The sequence below is a fragment of the Enterobacter adelaidei genome, assembly GCF_041937165.1.
GTDB classification, from domain to species: domain Bacteria; phylum Pseudomonadota; class Gammaproteobacteria; order Enterobacterales; family Enterobacteriaceae; genus Enterobacter; species Enterobacter adelaidei.
Genome location: NZ_CP154354.1, coordinates 84,904 through 101,263 on the forward strand (window position 1 = coordinate 84,904; position 16,360 = coordinate 101,263).

At 51.7% G+C, this 16,360-nt stretch carries 15 protein-coding genes; 11 read left to right on the forward strand and 4 right to left on the reverse strand.

The features are described 5' to 3' along the window. Positions 1 to 2: 2 nt before the first annotated feature. On the reverse strand, positions 3 to 2,042 hold the full coding sequence (locus AAHF05_RS22890; RefSeq protein ID WP_000166877.1) for an ATP-dependent helicase: 2,040 nt from the start codon (positions 2,040 to 2,042) through the stop codon (positions 3 to 5). Further along, complete coding sequence (locus AAHF05_RS22895; RefSeq protein ID WP_000211823.1) at positions 2,039 to 3,025, reverse strand: hypothetical protein; 987 nt, start codon at positions 3,023 to 3,025, stop codon at positions 2,039 to 2,041. The genes AAHF05_RS22890 and AAHF05_RS22895 overlap by 4 nt, the downstream gene beginning before the upstream one ends. Before the next feature lie 920 nt (positions 3,026 to 3,945). On the opposite strand from AAHF05_RS22895, the gene AAHF05_RS22900 reads away from it, so the two are divergent. The 9 genes from AAHF05_RS22900 (at position 3,946) to AAHF05_RS22940 (ending at position 11,085) form a co-directional block, all read left to right on the forward strand. Continuing rightward, positions 3,946 to 4,338 (forward strand): hypothetical protein, encoded by a 393-nt coding sequence (locus AAHF05_RS22900; RefSeq protein WP_000341066.1) that lies wholly within the window; start codon positions 3,946 to 3,948, stop codon positions 4,336 to 4,338. A 658-nt stretch (positions 4,339 to 4,996) separates the two neighbouring features. Then, positions 4,997 to 5,653: a trypsin-like serine protease gene (locus AAHF05_RS22905; RefSeq protein WP_000462754.1), complete on the forward strand. Its 657-nt coding sequence runs from the start codon at positions 4,997 to 4,999 to the stop codon at positions 5,651 to 5,653. 202 nt (positions 5,654 to 5,855) lie between these two features. After that, complete coding sequence (locus AAHF05_RS22910) at positions 5,856 to 6,353, forward strand: membrane protein (RefSeq protein WP_000340139.1); 498 nt, start codon at positions 5,856 to 5,858, stop codon at positions 6,351 to 6,353. Positions 6,354 to 6,357: 4 nt separating this feature from the next. Continuing rightward, positions 6,358 to 7,746 carry a hypothetical protein gene (locus AAHF05_RS22915; protein ID WP_012695445.1) on the forward strand — a complete coding sequence of 463 codons (1,389 nt, stop codon included), beginning with the start codon at positions 6,358 to 6,360 and terminating at the stop codon, positions 7,744 to 7,746. A gap of 400 nt (positions 7,747 to 8,146) precedes the next feature. Further along, the gene (locus AAHF05_RS22920) at positions 8,147 to 8,440 is read left to right on the forward strand and encodes a helix-turn-helix transcriptional regulator (protein ID WP_012477377.1); all 294 of its coding nucleotides are present in this window, start codon (positions 8,147 to 8,149) and stop codon (positions 8,438 to 8,440) included. A 4-nt stretch (positions 8,441 to 8,444) separates the two neighbouring features. Beyond that, complete coding sequence (locus tag AAHF05_RS22925) at positions 8,445 to 9,770, forward strand: type II toxin-antitoxin system HipA family toxin (protein ID WP_000088044.1); 1,326 nt, start codon at positions 8,445 to 8,447, stop codon at positions 9,768 to 9,770. A 60-nt stretch (positions 9,771 to 9,830) separates the two neighbouring features. Beyond that, positions 9,831 to 10,037, forward strand: coding sequence for a hypothetical protein (locus AAHF05_RS22930; protein ID WP_000134171.1), 207 nt, complete (start codon positions 9,831 to 9,833; stop codon positions 10,035 to 10,037). 100 nt (positions 10,038 to 10,137) lie between these two features. Beyond that, positions 10,138 to 10,548 (forward strand): hypothetical protein, encoded by a 411-nt coding sequence (locus tag AAHF05_RS22935; RefSeq protein ID WP_000985909.1) that lies wholly within the window; start codon positions 10,138 to 10,140, stop codon positions 10,546 to 10,548. Positions 10,549 to 10,560: 12 nt separating this feature from the next. Continuing rightward, entirely contained in the window at positions 10,561 to 11,085 is a 525-nt protein-coding gene (locus tag AAHF05_RS22940; RefSeq protein ID WP_001805097.1) for a hypothetical protein, read from the forward strand. Positions 11,086 to 11,266: 181 nt separating this feature from the next. Here the strand turns inward: AAHF05_RS22940 and AAHF05_RS22945 are convergent, their stop codons facing one another. After that, the gene (locus AAHF05_RS22945; protein ID WP_000427623.1) at positions 11,267 to 12,271 is read right to left on the reverse strand and encodes an IS110-like element IS4321 family transposase; all 1,005 of its coding nucleotides are present in this window, start codon (positions 12,269 to 12,271) and stop codon (positions 11,267 to 11,269) included. A 90-nt stretch (positions 12,272 to 12,361) separates the two neighbouring features. Next, positions 12,362 to 12,796 (reverse strand): Cd(II)/Pb(II)-responsive transcriptional regulator, encoded by a 435-nt coding sequence (cadR, locus tag AAHF05_RS22950; protein WP_000405672.1) that lies wholly within the window; start codon positions 12,794 to 12,796, stop codon positions 12,362 to 12,364. An 85-nt stretch (positions 12,797 to 12,881) separates the two neighbouring features. Between cadR and AAHF05_RS22955 the strand changes: the two genes are divergently transcribed. Further along, positions 12,882 to 15,287, forward strand: coding sequence for a heavy metal translocating P-type ATPase (locus AAHF05_RS22955; RefSeq protein WP_001287661.1), 2,406 nt, complete (start codon positions 12,882 to 12,884; stop codon positions 15,285 to 15,287). After that, positions 15,284 to 16,360 (forward strand): signal peptidase II, encoded by a 1,077-nt coding sequence (lspA, locus tag AAHF05_RS22960; protein WP_000118563.1) that lies wholly within the window; start codon positions 15,284 to 15,286, stop codon positions 16,358 to 16,360. The genes AAHF05_RS22955 and lspA overlap by 4 nt, the downstream gene beginning before the upstream one ends.

A 16,360-nucleotide genomic window follows, 5' to 3' on the forward strand; every position in this document is an offset into this window, starting at 1 on the left:
CCCTAGACTTTTAGCCGCTGAAGATCTCTTAGATACCATTGGTGAAACTTGCTGAAGTCAGCCTTCTGTTTCTCTACCGTGCTGTTATAGATCGCATCACTGGTAACCGCACAAGCAGTCCAGCCAGCCTCATAGACGAAGCGAGTAGCTATCGGTGACTTCTTCGGGGTGCTATCCCAGCGGTTTTTGAGCCACCGCGCAAGCCCTTCATCAAGAGGGACCACCAGATTTAGCTGCTGTTTTGTGCGAGTGATACCGACATAAAACAGCCGACGTTCCTCCTCGATTTCCTCTTCGGCCGGAGGGGTGTTCATCGATGTGCGAACGCTGTAAACATCATCGGGTTTGCCGCCAGGAAATTCCTGCTCATTCAGCCCGATCAGTATTACGTTATCCCACTCCAGCCCCTTGGAACCATGCAGTGTGGAAAGGATGAAGGGATCGCAGTCAGTAGCAGCCTCGCCTGGATTCAAGATAAGGTTTAAAAACGTGCGGGAATCGATCTTACTGGAGTCAAGTAGCTCCCCGATCCTCACGACCCCTCGTTGCTGGTCGTTCGATCCAGTGCGAGTTACACCCTCAGAGCCAACACTATCAATGAAACCCTCCATACTCAGGCGTCGTAACACATCGATAGCAGGCGTTTCCTCTCCGTCTTTCTGGCAGATAGTGGCGAGCCTGCCCAGCCGATCTTTTTGGTATTGTGCGCCCTCGAATAACTGACCTAGAGCAGACCATAGGTCGGCGTGCGGAGCCATCAATCCACTGAGCGCCGCTTTGAATTGCCCTTTCTGCCATCTAAAACCAGCCTCCTTCAGAAAGCCGTAAACAATCGCTTGTTTGTTGGGATGGTTTTCCAGTAGCCGCAGATCGCCGTACACAGACAGCAAGACGCCAACTACCAGTATCCCGATTTCGGTGCGGGTGTGTAATGCGCTTGAACCATTGAGGTAGCGATAAGGTAGCCCACACAGGCGTAAAGCAATTTCCGCCTCAGCAAGGTTCGCCTTAGTGCGGGACAATATGGCTTGTGTTCCACTGCTCACCGAGAGGTTTGATAGCACCTTGGATAGGCAGTTATCAAAGTGCAATCTGACCTCTGTTTTGGGGGTGCTAGGATGACTGACACAAAGCTTGGTCAGCTTTGTAGAGTTGCGCCGAATTACCGAGTTAGCCATCAAGGAAAGCTCATGGCCAAATCTGAACGTGCATGACAGTTGAAACACCTTCGTATTCGGGTAGTGCCTTTCAAACAGTCCGCCGATAAAGTCTGGTCGAGCACCACGCCACTCATAAATACACTGGTTAACATCACCAACAGCCATAACCGACGTATCCGACTTAGATAGCAAGCGGGTCATGTCATGCTGTATCAGGTTAACGTCCTGATATTCATCAACAATGATGTGCTTGAAGTGGGCACCAAGGCTGCTGTCATTACGCAACAGTGCGACAGCCTCAATCAAACAGTCATCAAAGGTTCGCAGACTGTTTTCCTCCAGCAGCTCACAATAGCGGCCATAGGCGTGAATAAACTCCCGTTTGATGTTGCTGAACGTTGGATCATTGGCAGCATCAACAGGAGTTACGGCCGCCGCCCGGCAGCGAGCAATAAACAGCTCGAAGTTTTCAATTTCATTGGGGTCAATATAATTCGCCTCATGGTCAAAGCCATAGCGGTAGGCTTGCTTTACCAGTTGCTCATAGCGGTAGTCGCTTGGAGTAATGAGGTCTTTCTTCTTGATTATCTGTTGGCGTTCTCCGTAACCAACAATCTTTAAGGCCAAGCTGTGGAACGTGCGGATTTCTGGAATCACGCTCGACATCAGTGCCGTCTTCAAGTTCTCCGTGAAGCTCACCTGCGCCGACTTGTTGTACATCAGGATCAGAATGGAGCGAGGATCAGTTCCCGTCTTGACCAGCCGCTCAACGCGCTTTACAAGTGTGGTTGTTTTCCCGCTACCAGGTACGGCTTTTACCAACGCATGTCCGGTGTCATGGCTGACAATACTTTTCTGCTCCCAAGTCAGTCTTTTGGTCATGCCTTAACCTTGTAATTGGCGCACTGACGGGCCTCGGTGTAGGGAACGATCTTTGCCTTACTGTGACATTGCAGATAGCCATCCTCCCATCGGCCTGCTTGCTCGCACATAATGCAGTTGGGAAATAGTGAATGAGGATCGGCGTGACGGATAAAAGCTCGTAAGTTATCAGCCAGCTCAGCGGCCCCTAACGATCTAGGCCATGTGTTCACGTCAGAATTGATTGTTAAATCCACTTCAGCGAGCGGCATCGTTTGTTCGTTGAGTCGGCCGGAACCACTTAAACTCCAGACAGACATATCCACGTTACCTACTGAGCAGACGCCGCTACAGGTGTCCACAGATTGAAACGGGGGAAGCCAGTTGAATACTCTCAGGATCTTCTCCTTGATCGAGTAGGCCCCGGTAAGCAACATCTGAATATCAGAGGCAGATTGGACCTTAAACTCAAGAATCGGGATACCGGCTTCGATCTTGTCTTGAGAGCAGGGGTGTGTGACACAAATCTCTACGTAGCAACGCCTTTCGCCAGTCGTATCATACAACATCACGTCTGGTCGCAGCCCTGTGACCTTATCGTGTTTTTCCAGCTCTGCCTGATCGAAAAATTGAGTCAAGTTGTAGCGTGCAGGCACGGATTTTACGCACTGACGTGCTTCGTCTCTAACCAAGGCTAAACGAGAACCATTACAGGCAACCCGGCGCTCCAGCTCAAGGCTAATAGGCATTTCACGGCTGAGAGCTTGTTGGTAGCGATAGAAGAATGCTTCTTTGCCGCACTTGTGAAGATAGGTTTCAAGGGCACAGCATTCTTCCGAATGGCGAAAGTGCTTAGCGTTGAACTCGCCCATTACCGGGGTCAGGGGGCTCTTACAACCTGGGCAGGTGTAAGTATGTGAGCGCAGGGCAGCGCCAATGTGCGTGAGGGTGCCCTCGCCGTCTAGCGCGTAAGCGTATTGTATTGAGCTGGATTGAGTTGTCATGACTGCGTATCCTCCCAAAAAAATCCAGCTAAGAACAGACCTTACGGCAGGCAAATGGTAAGTAGTGCTTCTTGAAGCAGTCGAGTGTACAGCGGCTCAGTGAAAAAGCTAATCGCCCGCTCAACAACCTAGTGATACTGGTGCAGATTCGACAATGAGTTAATGCCCGGAGAGCATCTGCAAGACTTCTAGCTGGAAGGCATTCCAACCAGCCCTCGCTTCTGAAAAGCCGTCAGGAAACGGTAAAATCCAACCAAGTGAGCAACTTCACTTGATCAAAGATCTAAGGCTAGAATGATGGAATTCCAACCTTAGTTTGCAAATAGCCTAAACATATAACTTCCTCTGAGGATTTAAAAGAATTCTCAGATGTCTTGAAAGCTACTTTTTAAACTTTCTCATTCTGAGAAGCATATTTAATTTTGCTGCGTCTGCTCGTGCTGCTGCTACAGAAAGGGCTTTATGCAGTGAAACTACCACGACAAACAAACAGAACATCGACCAGAATCCATCCATTTCGTTTACCTAATCGTTGAGGTTTTTATTCGGGATATCTGGCTAAATAGGACTACACAGATACCCAGTTAAACCCCCCGCTTACATAACACTCCGGTTCCTCACCAGACGTTTTATTCTATCGCGGTCTGTGGTTATCAGAAGCTGCATAAACCGGTTATTTAGTCCGTTACGCGAAAATTATTGAGGATCCGGGCTGTTAAACTGTTCTTCCTCTTTCGCTTCCGGAGAAAAGGGGAGGTGTCACCCTGCGGCCGGGTAGTGAAAGGGATTTGACGTAATTCAGGCGAAGGGCGAACAAGACCGCAAAGGACGCCCGGGCGACCGGATACCTGCCGGGTTGTGCGAAGTAAAAACCGGAAGCAGTGATAACACAAACAGGCCCCTACAGCGTAAGGATTGTGATGGACGATAAAGAGCAATTTACGAATCTTGTGGCAAAGCATGCCTCCGGACTCACCGAAGAGCAGCTGGCCGGTTACGATGCCTGTTCCCTGGATGGTGAATGCGTCACGCCTTCATACGAGGTTTTCCGGGGGTATCGTACCCGCCATACCCTGGATGAATTTCTGGAGATGGCCATATCGCTGAATGCCATCCACCCGGATGAATATTTAACGGATATGCTGCTTAAGCCTCATGAGGTGATCGGCGCTCTGGCCGATGAAGGCGACCAGCTGAACAACGCCACCCCGGTTTATTTCTTCCCGGATACCGGCGTCTATGCAGCGGCCGTCAGTGAAACCCGGGTGCTCGATGCCTGGCTTTGCTGGCCATGCTACCCGGCGAACTGGTAACGCGGCCGTTGGAATTGCACCGGCAGGATACGAATTTAACCGACCCCGTGGCGGGAAGGTTATCACAATTGCATGTCCTCATCCCTCAAGCCCCCTGCCAGGCCCTAACGTGCTGTCAGGCTTCGCCTGATTCCCGATCTGCGCCGGTACTTCAGCCGATAACTTTTTGTTTTCTTTTTATTTTCTCCCCATTTCCTCAAAGTTCGCGGGCGGCGTGGACAGGGCACCATTGCCGCATGTGGGGTCTTAATAAGGGCAGGGTGGTCAGGTTTGCTCGATGCCGGGGGTAGGCCCTACCCTTTATGGGATGAGGACATGCAATTCACTAAATTAATCGACAGCACCGGTGGTGACTTATCTGTAACGGGTCAGTTTTGATACGGGGAATGTTTCAGGGTTAAGATCTGGAATCATAAAAATATACGCTCCCGTTCAGGACATACGACTTGAAATGGATAATGCCATTAAAGGAATTCCAGCCTTTCGTCGATAACAGTTTCTGACCATCGCCATAACCATGTCATGGAGGAGACTAACCGTGTTTCAGAGGTGAGCTGGTGCCTGGCAAAACATACAAACTCAAATATCAGGAAGCGAGTTTAGTTGTTTATAACATGCAGCCGTGTAACTGATTAGGTACCGGCAAAAGGAGGAAATAATGTTTGAAAACTACGTTTGTAAAATCTATGTAAGCAATGATCCTCATTTTAGTAGCCATCTCGAAGCAACTGCGTTTGGTTTCGATAATGGTCAGCAGCAAAAGATTCTCACCGCAGCCCATGTTGTTACCAATGCTCTTGGAAAAATTTATCCCGTCAGCAATACACTTAAACTTTACGTCAAATTTCTTAACCATCAAGGACTGGTGAACGAAGAGCCTGTTCTAGTCGATTTCATTCTCAATGAGGCTAATGACAGGGCAGACTTTAAAGACGGCATTCCGTTTGTTGACAGTGCAGAAATCGTATTACCAGCTGGAATACAACAGCCTGTAAGTAGTTACTTTAAGGTCCTGGCTCCCGCAGCTGGCATGGGTACATTGGGTGTCGGATATCCAATGAATGAGACAACAATTTCGACATTCCCTGGTGAAGTTTCAGGCATTTGGCCTTTAAATTGCTCAAATCATTCTCCCCAACATCTCACAACTCGCTTTGTAATAGCACATTTCAACACCGATGGTTGCTCTGGTGGACCCTATGTCGTCTCCGAGAATGACGAGCATTTTGTCATTGGAAGTCTGGTTGGAATAATGTCTGGAACCTGCCCAGATTCAAATCCACACATGTCTGTTCAGTCCGCTACTGATTTTTAGCAAAGTCAGTTCCAAAATGACGCTGGCACGATAGTTATTTTGGGTCTGCCCGATATGGCGTCTGCCCTTACTAACAGCAACAGCATTGAAACTGACAAACATGAACTCGAAAGTGCCACAATAGTAAGTCATGATTTCTTCATCACTTTTATGGTGCTCTTTTTCACCTATCACACAGCAAGTTATGAATACGAGGCCTGTAATGGACGCTACCGAAACTGAAGAGCTCGAAAAAATTCGCAAGAAGGCAATGGATGAAGTTACAAGTGCTCTTCAGGCGCTTGAAAATAAGTTCCCGGGTATTACTGAGGGCGCAGCAGCTTTGGCGGGGTCAGGCGTAGGCGCAGCGGCTTCCTTCGGTGCTCTCTATACGCTTGGTACAACGGGAGTGTCAGCAGCAGGCATAACCTCCGGGCTCGCTACAGCAGGGTCTATCGTCGGTGGCGGTATGGTTGCAGGCATTGCGGTATTGGCCGCACCTGTAGCTGTGTTAGGGATTGGCGGGTACGCGATAGTGAAACACAAAAAAAATGCGAAACTGACAGCCGCCCTTAGTCAGGCCATCCAAAAGCTCTACGAAGTTCAGGAAAGGTTGATGTCGAATGCGGAATATTTTAAGGCAGAAATTGCTGGCATCAAGGCAACAATCGACATGCTTACTAAGAAAGCTCCAAAAGGTAGCCTGGTCGCGGTGAGGTAAACACATGAGTCAGTCTCCTTATGATGATGAGTTCAGGGCCATCCGTTATATTCAGCTCCGTGGTCAGGATATCGCGAACGCTCACGAGACAATTAACAGTGATATAGAGAGCCTTAAGGCACAGTTGACCGGGCTAATCAGCGGCACTGAACTTGATGAAGCGGAGCATCTGGCGCTTAAAGAACATCATCTGCGAGAAATGACCCCTTCAGATACTGCCATGCATTCTACTGGTCTCAAGACTATATATAGCGAGGCTAACCAGCGTGTATGCGGTGATATTGGACTGGCCACAATACTCTCCACGGATGACTTGGCTGTTGTAGATGCCCGGATCCAGAATCATATTAAAGAATTTAATGATCGCTACGCACTCGACGCCTGGGATTATGCTATTGCCTGCGGATGCGGGCTCATAGCATCCATGCTGGATTTACTTTGCGTCAGAGCCCCGCCAAAACCTACGGTGAGCTTTACGGCAGAAGTGGATGGTATTTTCAATAAACAGGTGCAGAAAGCCTTCAATGCCATTTTGCCGGAGGACCTGAGTACAAAACTCTCAGATTTGTTCCCTATAGGGGCACCAGACAGTTCGATCAGCAGCGATTTAGTGGGTGCGGCCGGTGGCGTTTTGTCTCCCACAAATCACCGCTTAAGAGCTTTGTCACACGATCCCGTACTGGGCATTATTTTCGGTATAAAGGATATGCTGAACGGGACCTGTACGGTGGTTCAGAATGGACAGATCGTGGTTTATCCTTCCAGTAAAGGCGTTACAGACGAAACCAATATTTTCAGGCTCATCGCCAGAATGTTTGGACACCTGGCATCGGATGTTAATGCCCCCTCAGCAAAAGGAAACCGTGGCATGGGGTTACCGGCTCCTTTTATGGGGCTACTTCGTATGCTTGAGGGGATCCCTGTGGGGAGTTCTAACTTCGGCAAACAAATAGAGTACATGTATGTCAACGGGTATGACTTTCGTCAGTTTATCGTGACAAGTATTCCGATGAGCATAATGGAAGTTTTGATGCGGGTTTTCTATGTGGCGAAACAGGTATCGCTGGGAAAAGGAGCTTTTGGGGAGACCTTACTGGATACCATGCCGTTGCGGCTAAATCCACGCTTCCGGATGATGCTTGCCCTGGGTTATGGAACTTCCAGTGCTGTTAACGCAGGTAAAATGTATATCACCGGCAATATTCTCAATGCGAATTACGCCTCCTGGATGGGGTTGGCCTGGAATGGTTTTCACTCACTCAAGTGGTCCCTTTATCAGCGACACTTAAAGCTTTGGGCCGGTATTGAAAAGGCAGAACTGGAACGGCTTCAGAACAATATAGACAGCATCGAGGCATTGACCATCATAGCAGGAAACTTGCCAGTCAAGTAACATTCACCGGAGCACCTCCGGAACCCCATAGCCCACCAGCTGCTAAAAATGTCTGCCTTTGCTTTTAATACTCTCTCTGCCTCCTCCCCGAGGCAGAGAGTAGCTCGTAGTTATTTATACAGCTCACAACAGGGCCATAAGATACTCCGCTTCTCGTTTACCGATGATCCTGATCTGTCAGCTCTCTTACCGGATGCTGTACGAGCGTAACGGCTTATTATTGATAGTTCTCTCATATCAAACCTCATAAAGATTTATGCTGCCACTTAGTAACAGCCTAAAGGTTGTACTCTCTATTTAACAGCTTTTAGGCTGTTAATTTGATATTACAGCTTTTAGGGTGTATGTTTAGAAAACAGCGTACAAGGTGTATCAGAGGAACTACTGAGGCCAGCTTATGATCAATAATGATTACCCGTTAAACACGCTCAACCAGTTGCGTCCCTTGCTCATTGGTTTTCGCAAGGCGAATGGCCTGACGCAAAAAGACCTGTCCGAAAGGTTAGGGGTCACTCAACAGACATACTCACGTCTGGAAGCCAACCCTGCCAGTGCGAGCATTGAACGGCTATTCAAGGTGTTTTCTATCCTGGGCGTAAAAATCAGCTTCTCCTCGACAACCGCCTCTTCAGAGGGGAAGCAGACGGAAGAAATGCTTAAATCAAACTCACCTGCACGACAGGAGAAATGGTAACGATATGAGCCGGAAACAGCAGCGTCTGGCAATCTGGATGAACGGAATCAAAGTCGGATACTGGGAAAAAAGTAAAGGGGTAGACAGCTTACAATACCTTCCTGACTGGAGTGCAGACGAACAGGGAAGGCCGCTGTCATTGTCCCTTCCTTTTACTCCCGGGAACCAGGTCTGGCGTGGAAATGTGGTACGTGACTATTTTGATAATTTACTCCCGGACAGCGAAGGCATACGCAGACGTCTGGCAATGCGTTACAAGGCCGATAGCCTGGAGCCTTTTGATCTTCTGACGGAGCTGGGAAAAGACTGCGTGGGCGCGATACAGCTGCTTCATGACGGAGATGAACCCACAGATTTATATTCCGTGAAGTATCACCCGCTTACTGAATCAGAAATTGCGGCAACTTTGCGTAATACCACGGAGACATTGCTACCGGGCAGGCCAGAAGATAACGACGACTTACGTTTATCTATTGCCGGTGCTCAGGAGAAAACAGCCCTACTGTGGCATGAAGATCGGTGGTGTATGCCGGAGGGTAATACACCAACGACGCATATATTCAAGCTACCGCTCGGACTTGTGGGGAACATGAAAGCCGACATGCGCTCGTCGGTTGAAAATGAATGGCTCTGCTCGGTACTTCTCGAACAGTACGGGCTCCCCGTGGCAAGAACGCAGATTGCTCACTTTGAAGATCAGAAAGCGCTGGTGGTAGAACGTTTTGACCGAAAATGGTCAGGAAACGGACAATGGATCATTCGTTTACCCCAGGAGGATATGTGTCAGGCCCTGGGCATTTCGCCATTACGAAAATATCAGGCGGACGGCGGGCCAGGTATATCGGAAATTATGGAAGTTCTGAGTAATTCAGACCGTGCTGAGCGTGACAAAGCGCAGTTTTTTATGACGCAGATAGTTTTCTGGATGATGGCCGCAACAGATGGCCACGCTAAAAATTTCAGTATTTCTATTGGGCCACAGGGACGTTATCACCTTACACCACTCTATGATGTGTTGTCGGCATGGCCGGTGATCGGTCATGGGAACAATCAGATATCCTGGCAGAAGTGCAAACTGGCGATGGCCGTACGTGGCAGTAGCAACTATTACCAGATATATCGAATACAACGACGCCACTGGATCAGGCATGGTGAGATAACCGGCCTGAGTAAACAGCAGACAGAGGCGATGATAGAGGAAATCATCGCCAGAACCCCGGGTGTCATTGAACGTGTTAGCGGGCTTCTTCCGGACCAGTTCCCCCAGCAGCTTGCGGAAAGTATTTTTGATGGAATGAGGCAGCAATGCAGGCGCCTGGCTGAGAAATGACAGCCGCAATTTATAGTGTGCATGTTTTCAGAATAGCTGATGTAAGCGTGAGGATTCAGTATGACTGAAGAACAAAAAAGAATAGAGCGGGCTATTGAGTTGGCTTGTCGTTACGGCGGAACCGATGAAATGCATCATCTGCAATGGGTCGTGGATCAGATGGTAAGAGAACTTGCTGGAGAACGTTATGCACAGATTGTAGCAGATGCCACCAGCGGAGAAGATGGGCCTGATACTTACAAATGGAGTGTTGGGATCGCGCCTTAGCATCTGTCAGTCTGGGGATGAAAACGTACTTAACATCCAGCGAATTCCCAGACTTCACATTAAGACTAGAGTAACGGCCGCAATCACGTGAGAGAAAAAAATGGCAATTTTAGCAATCATTGCAGTTATCGCCCTGGGTGGGTACGCCTGCGGGTTTATTAAAGCCCGTGAGCTGAGCGCTTTGCGTAAAGAAATGAAACTATACGTGGATCGCATGGAAGCGGCGGAGCTGGACTTACACGCAATCAGAAGTGTAGCGGAGCACCGGTTGCACGGTGCAGGTAAACAGTTTGCCGACCTTTACAGCCGTATCGACGGTGCAACTGTGACGCTGACACCCGAAGATCAGCTGTTACTGGCAACGATGCCATTTAATATTCAGGATGTAGAAGACATCGTAAACGAGCGCGGTCCAAAGACAATTAGCGGCCGTCCATTCTGGGAAGTTGAGCCAGGCCCGCATGACTATGAATATGGCCCGCAATATCCGTATTTCCCAGACCAGCGCTAGGAAGAGATCAAGATGAGAGAGCCAAGACCCCGCCATACCTTGCAGGTCATTCGAGTGCCTTCTCTGGAGGTTCAGGATCTGGGGCTGACCAGCTTTGATAGCTGGCTTGACGAGAACGGTTATGACAAAACGAATGCCAGAAATAACCGTACCATCTGGGCGAGAGAAGGCGGATGGCATCTGAAACGTTGCAGAAATCTGGAAACTGGCACGGACGATTTCTGGTTTATCGCTTTCGATGGTAAAGGCGGAAAGATATACCCGCTGAAAACCCAAAGAGACTACCGGGCTGCATATCGTAAGCTGGAAGCAGAAGGTTATGCACCTGCGGTCATCGAGCAAATGACCACAGGCGCAGCATATAACCTGGCCTATCCACGTTCCACCCTAAAACAAGCTGAGACGGCCACCAGCGAACCAAAGCGGAAACCTGACGTAGATGGGGTCGTCTCAGAAAACGGAATCTATGGTCACTCCCGTTTTTGCAACACCGATTTTGACGACAAGTTGGCTTGCTTGAATCTATCCGGCGTCTGAATGGGATTTTATTCCCGCGCCTTGATGAGTTCCGCGCCTGATGAACCTCCAGAAAATATACGGCTTCAATGAGCCTTTCCGTTTTACAGGTTCCTCAACAGGCCGGTGGGCCGTTAGTATCATCAATATCAGTATTCGCAAAACCAGATCAGTAATTCTTTAAACCGGTGTATTTCTGCCGTTATGCTACATAAGTTTGCTGTCGTGCCGTTAGGGCCCAGGCTATTCTGGCCAGCTTGTTTGCCAGAGCACAAGTGACGACAAAGTTGCTTTTCCGGCACAGTAAATCCCTGACCCAATCGGCCAATTTGCCAGACTGGTGTTCCAGTTTTTGTATGAATACCCTGGCACATTGAACCAACAAAGTTCGGATCTTTTTATTACCTCGCTTACTAATTCCCAGCAATGTCGTCCTACCTCCCGTGCTGTACTGCCGAGGTACAAGCCCTGTTGCCGCCGCAAAGTCACGGCTGCTGGCGTACTGCTTCCCGTCGCCAATCTCAGTTGAAATAGTACTCGCTGTCAGTGTTCCGACGCAGGGAATGCTCAGCAAGCGCTGTCCAACCTCATCTTCGTCCAACTTTCGTTTCAACTGGGATTCCAAATCTTTAATCTGCTCAACAAGATAGTGATAATGCTGTTGTAATTTCAGCAATAACTGGCTGAGGTAAAGAGGCAAACTATTATCCTCAAGAATGGTACTCAGTCGGCTAATAACGGCAGCTCCTCGGGGAACGCTAATGCCAAATTCCAGCAGAAAAGCATGCATTTGATTGGTTGTTTTTACCTTATCCTGAACCAGGGATTCACGGACACGATGCAGAGCCCGCATTGCCTGCTGAGATTCCGTTCTGGGCTGCACAAAACGCATAGACGGACGCGATGCAGCTTCACAAATAGCTTCGGCGTCGACAAAGTCGTTTTTATTGCTTTTAACGAACGGGCGGACAAATTGTGGTGATATCAGCTTTGGGGAATGCCCCAACTCTTCCAACTTGCGTGCCATAAAGTGAGAACCGCCACAGGCTTCCATTGCGATGGTTGTAGCGGGGCATGTCGCCAAAAATTCGATCAACTTTGGCCGGGTAAATTTTTTACGGTAAACAGCCTTCCCGCGACGATCCTGGCAATGAATATGGAAAGAGTTTTTACCCAGATCGATACCAATGAGCGCAATGTTTTCCATGATAGTTCTCCGAATGAAAGCCTGTCCTCAGCATAGTACCGGGAAGGAGGGAGTGACCATCTCATTAAATAAAGCACGCTAAGCCCTTACTTACCCAGATGTTTGACTGTTCGTGGCACTTTCACCATGGCAATTGCCCAACCCTTGCAAAATGCCGCACGCCTCTACAGATCGAGAGCCAGAACACTTCTCGCGCAAATCAACCAAGTGCCGTTTTAACTGCAACAGCGCGGACACACGCATTTCCACCTGTTGAATATGGGCCTCCAGCAGCGTGATGACCTCCCCACAGTCCTGCATCGGGTTGTCTCGCAGACCCAGCAATGCGCGAATCTCGCTCAACGTCATGTCGAGCGAACGGCAATGACGGATGAATTGCAAGCGCTCAATGTGCGCCTCACCGTACAACCGAAAGTTGCCACCGCTTCGCGCTGGCTTTGGCAGTAGCCCTTCCTTCTCGTAGTAGCGGATGGTCACGACCTCGCACCCAGAGCGCTTGGCGAGGTCGCCAATTCTGATTTCCATGCATCAATCTCCAATTATCACTTGACTCTATAGTGACTATAGAGATTTTAATGGAGGCTGAATAGAAGATTTTCAGGAGTTACTCATGAGCGAATGCGCTTCAAAGGGGTGTGGCTGCACGACTGAGCCGATCATCCAACCCACGGCACCGGCCCCGCTGGCAACCGGATCGGCTCAAGCGGTGTACCGCATCGAGAACATGGATTGCCCGACCGAAGAGGCGCTGATCCGAAGCAAACTGGCCGGTCTGGCGGGGGTGGCGGGTCTTGAATTCAACCTGATGCAACGTACCTTGACCGTGCGACACGAATTGCCTTCGTTGTCTCCCGTCGAGCAGGCGCTGAAGGCCATCGGCATGCAAGCTGTGCGCATGGATCAGGCGTCGGCCGAGCAGACGACCAAGCTGTCCATTGCCAAGATGGATTGCCCGACCGAAGAGACGTTGATCCGCAACAAGCTCGGCACCGTGGCCGGTGTTGCTGATCTCGATTTCAACCTGATGCAGCGCACGCTGTCGGTACGCCATGCGAACCAGGTTCTGCCAGACGTGCTCGTGGCACTGCAAGCGCTTGGATTCGAGGCGCAGGTCGTGGACACGGCAGAGGTCGCATCTCCATCCGCCGCCCCTGTGACCACGCCGACCAACTGGTGGCCGCTGGGCATCTCCTTGGTCACTGCATCGGCGGCCGAGGCGGTCTACTGGCTCCACAACGGCAATCACTGGTCGGTTGTCGTTCTGGCGCTTGTCGCGGTCTTCACGGGTGGCCTCTCCACCTACAAGAAGGGGTGGATCGCGCTCAAGAACCGTAATCTCAACATGAACGCCCTCATGTCGATTGCGGTCACGGGTGCCATGTTGATCGGCCACTGGCCCGAAGCGGCAATGGTGATGGTACTGTTCGCGCTGGCCGAGGTAATCGAAGCCAAATCGCTGGATCGCGCTCGTAACGCTATCCGTGGCCTGCTCGACCTGACCCCGGAACAGGCCACGGTACAGCAGGCTGACGGCACATGGCGCGAGGTGGGCGCCAAGCAAATCACCATCGGCGCCCGCGTCCGGGTCAAACCAGGTGAGCGCATCGCCCTTGATGGTGAGGTGCTGGAAGGCCGCTCTGCCGTCAACCAAGCCCCGATCACGGGTGAAAGCCTCCCGGTCGAAAAATCCCCCGGTGATTCGGTGTTCGCTGGCACGATCAACGAATCCGGCTCGTTCGAGTACCGCGTCACCGCCTTGGCCAACAACTCCACTTTGGCCCGGATCATTCACGCGGTAGAGGCTGCGCAAGGTAGTCGTGCGCCGACTCAGCGTTTTGTCGATCAGTTCGCCCGCTGGTACACCCCCGTTGTATTCGGCGTTGCCATCGCCGTCGCGTTGTTGCCGCCGCTGTTCATGGGTGCGGCATGGCTCGACTGGATCTACCGTGCATTGGTTCTGCTGGTGGTCGCCTGCCCGTGCGCACTGGTGATCTCTACACCGGTCAGCATCGTCAGCGGCCTGGCCGCCGCCGCCCGCCACGGCATTCTCATCAAAGGTGGCGTCTATCTGGAAGAAGGCCGCAAGCTGCGCTGGCTGGCTCTGGACAAGACCGGCACGATCACGCACGGCAAGCCCGCACAGACCGACTTTGTCACATGGGGCAATGCACTCGCCTCGGACAGCCGCAGCATCGCTGCCAGTCTGGCGGCCCGCTCGGACCATCCTGTATCCAAGGCGGTGGCACAGGCCGCGCAGACGGACGGGGTTGCCTTGCTCGACGTGGCCGAATTCAACGCGCTGCCCGGTCGGGGTGTGCAAGGCCAAATCAACGGTGCGACCTACCATCTGGGCAACCACCGGATGCTCGAAGAGCTGGGGCAGTGCACACCAGAGCTGGAGCAGCGCATCGCTGCGCTGGAAACCGCTGGCAAGACCGTCGTGATGCTGGTGGGCGCAAAAGGGGTACATGGCTTATTCGCCGTTGCGGACACCATCAAGGACAGCAGCAAGAGAGCCATCGCCGAGCTGCATGCTCTGGGCATCAACACCGTGATGTTGACCGGCGATAACCCCCACACGGCACAGGCCATCGCCGCACAAGCCGGCATTGACCGCGCGCAAGGCAACCAACTGCCCGACGACAAACTGCGCGAAGTGGAGCAATTGTCCAGAAACGGCAAGGTTGGCATGGTCGGTGATGGCATCAACGACGCACCGGCCTTGGCGCGTGCGGACATTGGCTTTGCAATGGGAGCGGCGGGCACAGATACCGCTATTGAAACCGCCGACGTGGCCCTGATGGACGATGACCTGCGCAAGATTCCGACCTTCGTGCGCCTGTCGCGTGCGACAGCACAGGTGCTGATGCAAAACATTGTGCTGGCCCTTGGCATCAAGGCGGTATTTTTGGTGCTCACCTTCACGGGTCACGCGACCATGTGGATGGCTGTGTTCGCCGATATGGGTGCCAGCTTGCTTGTTGTCGGCAACGGCTTGAGGTTGTTGCGCCGATGAGCTGGAAACTCTTTCTCTATGACTGGGGTGGCCTGAACATCGCGTTGTTTCAAGCCATCAACACAGGCACGCCCGCCACGCTGAAACCACTGGCATGGTTCTTTGGCCTCGTGGGAAGTTACTGGACAGCGCCGCTGATGCTGTTGGGTCTGTGGTGGTGGTCGAAATCGGCTACAAACCCGGCGCGTGGTACGGCCGTTCGGCATCGCCTTATTGGTTTTAGCGCGGCCTTCTTGCTGGCGTTATTGGTCGCCACCGCCTTGAAGCTATGGTTCGACTTTCCACGCCCGCCTGCCGTCCTTGGCGACCTGGCGCGCGTCATCGGGGACAAAGAGCTTCACTACAGCCTGCCCAGCGGGCATGCCACCTATGCCGCGATGGTGGTCGGTGCGCTCTGGCCTTTGATGGGCCGCCGTGGTCGTCTCAGTTTAATGCTGTACGCCACATTGGTCGGCTGGTCGCGCATCGCGGCCGGAATGCACTTTCCGGCCGATGTGTTGGCGGGGTGGACGCTGGGATGGAGCTGCACGGCACTCGCCGGGTGGTTGCTGCCGTTGGCCGCCCCTGTGTGGCAATCGGCCCGCCGCACATCGGCTTGGGTCTGGTTCACCGTGGCCGCCAGTGCTGTCATGACCGATCAGCTCACGAAGTTCGCCATCATCCGCACGTTTGCCTACGGTGAGCAAGTCGAAATCACCCCGTTTTTCAACCTCGTTCATGTCCTGAATCCGGGTGCGGCATTCAGCTTTTTGGCGAACGCTGGTGGCTGGCAACGTTACTTTTTCATCACGCTGGGTCTGGCTGTTTCTGCTTGGCTGGGGCGCATGCTGTGCCAGCAACGGCCACGTCTCGAAGCGATGGGCTACAGCCTGATCCTCGGCGGTGCGCTGGGCAATGTCGCGGATCGTGTGCTGCGTGGACAGGTTGTTGATTTCCTTGACTTCCATTGGCGACTTGCGCACTGGCCCGCCTTCAACCTCGCTGATGTGGCGATAACTATCGGAGCGCTCTGCCTGTTCTTGACGGTTGTACCGAAAAGCAGTAAAGGCACAGAGGCCGAGGTGTCCGGTTAA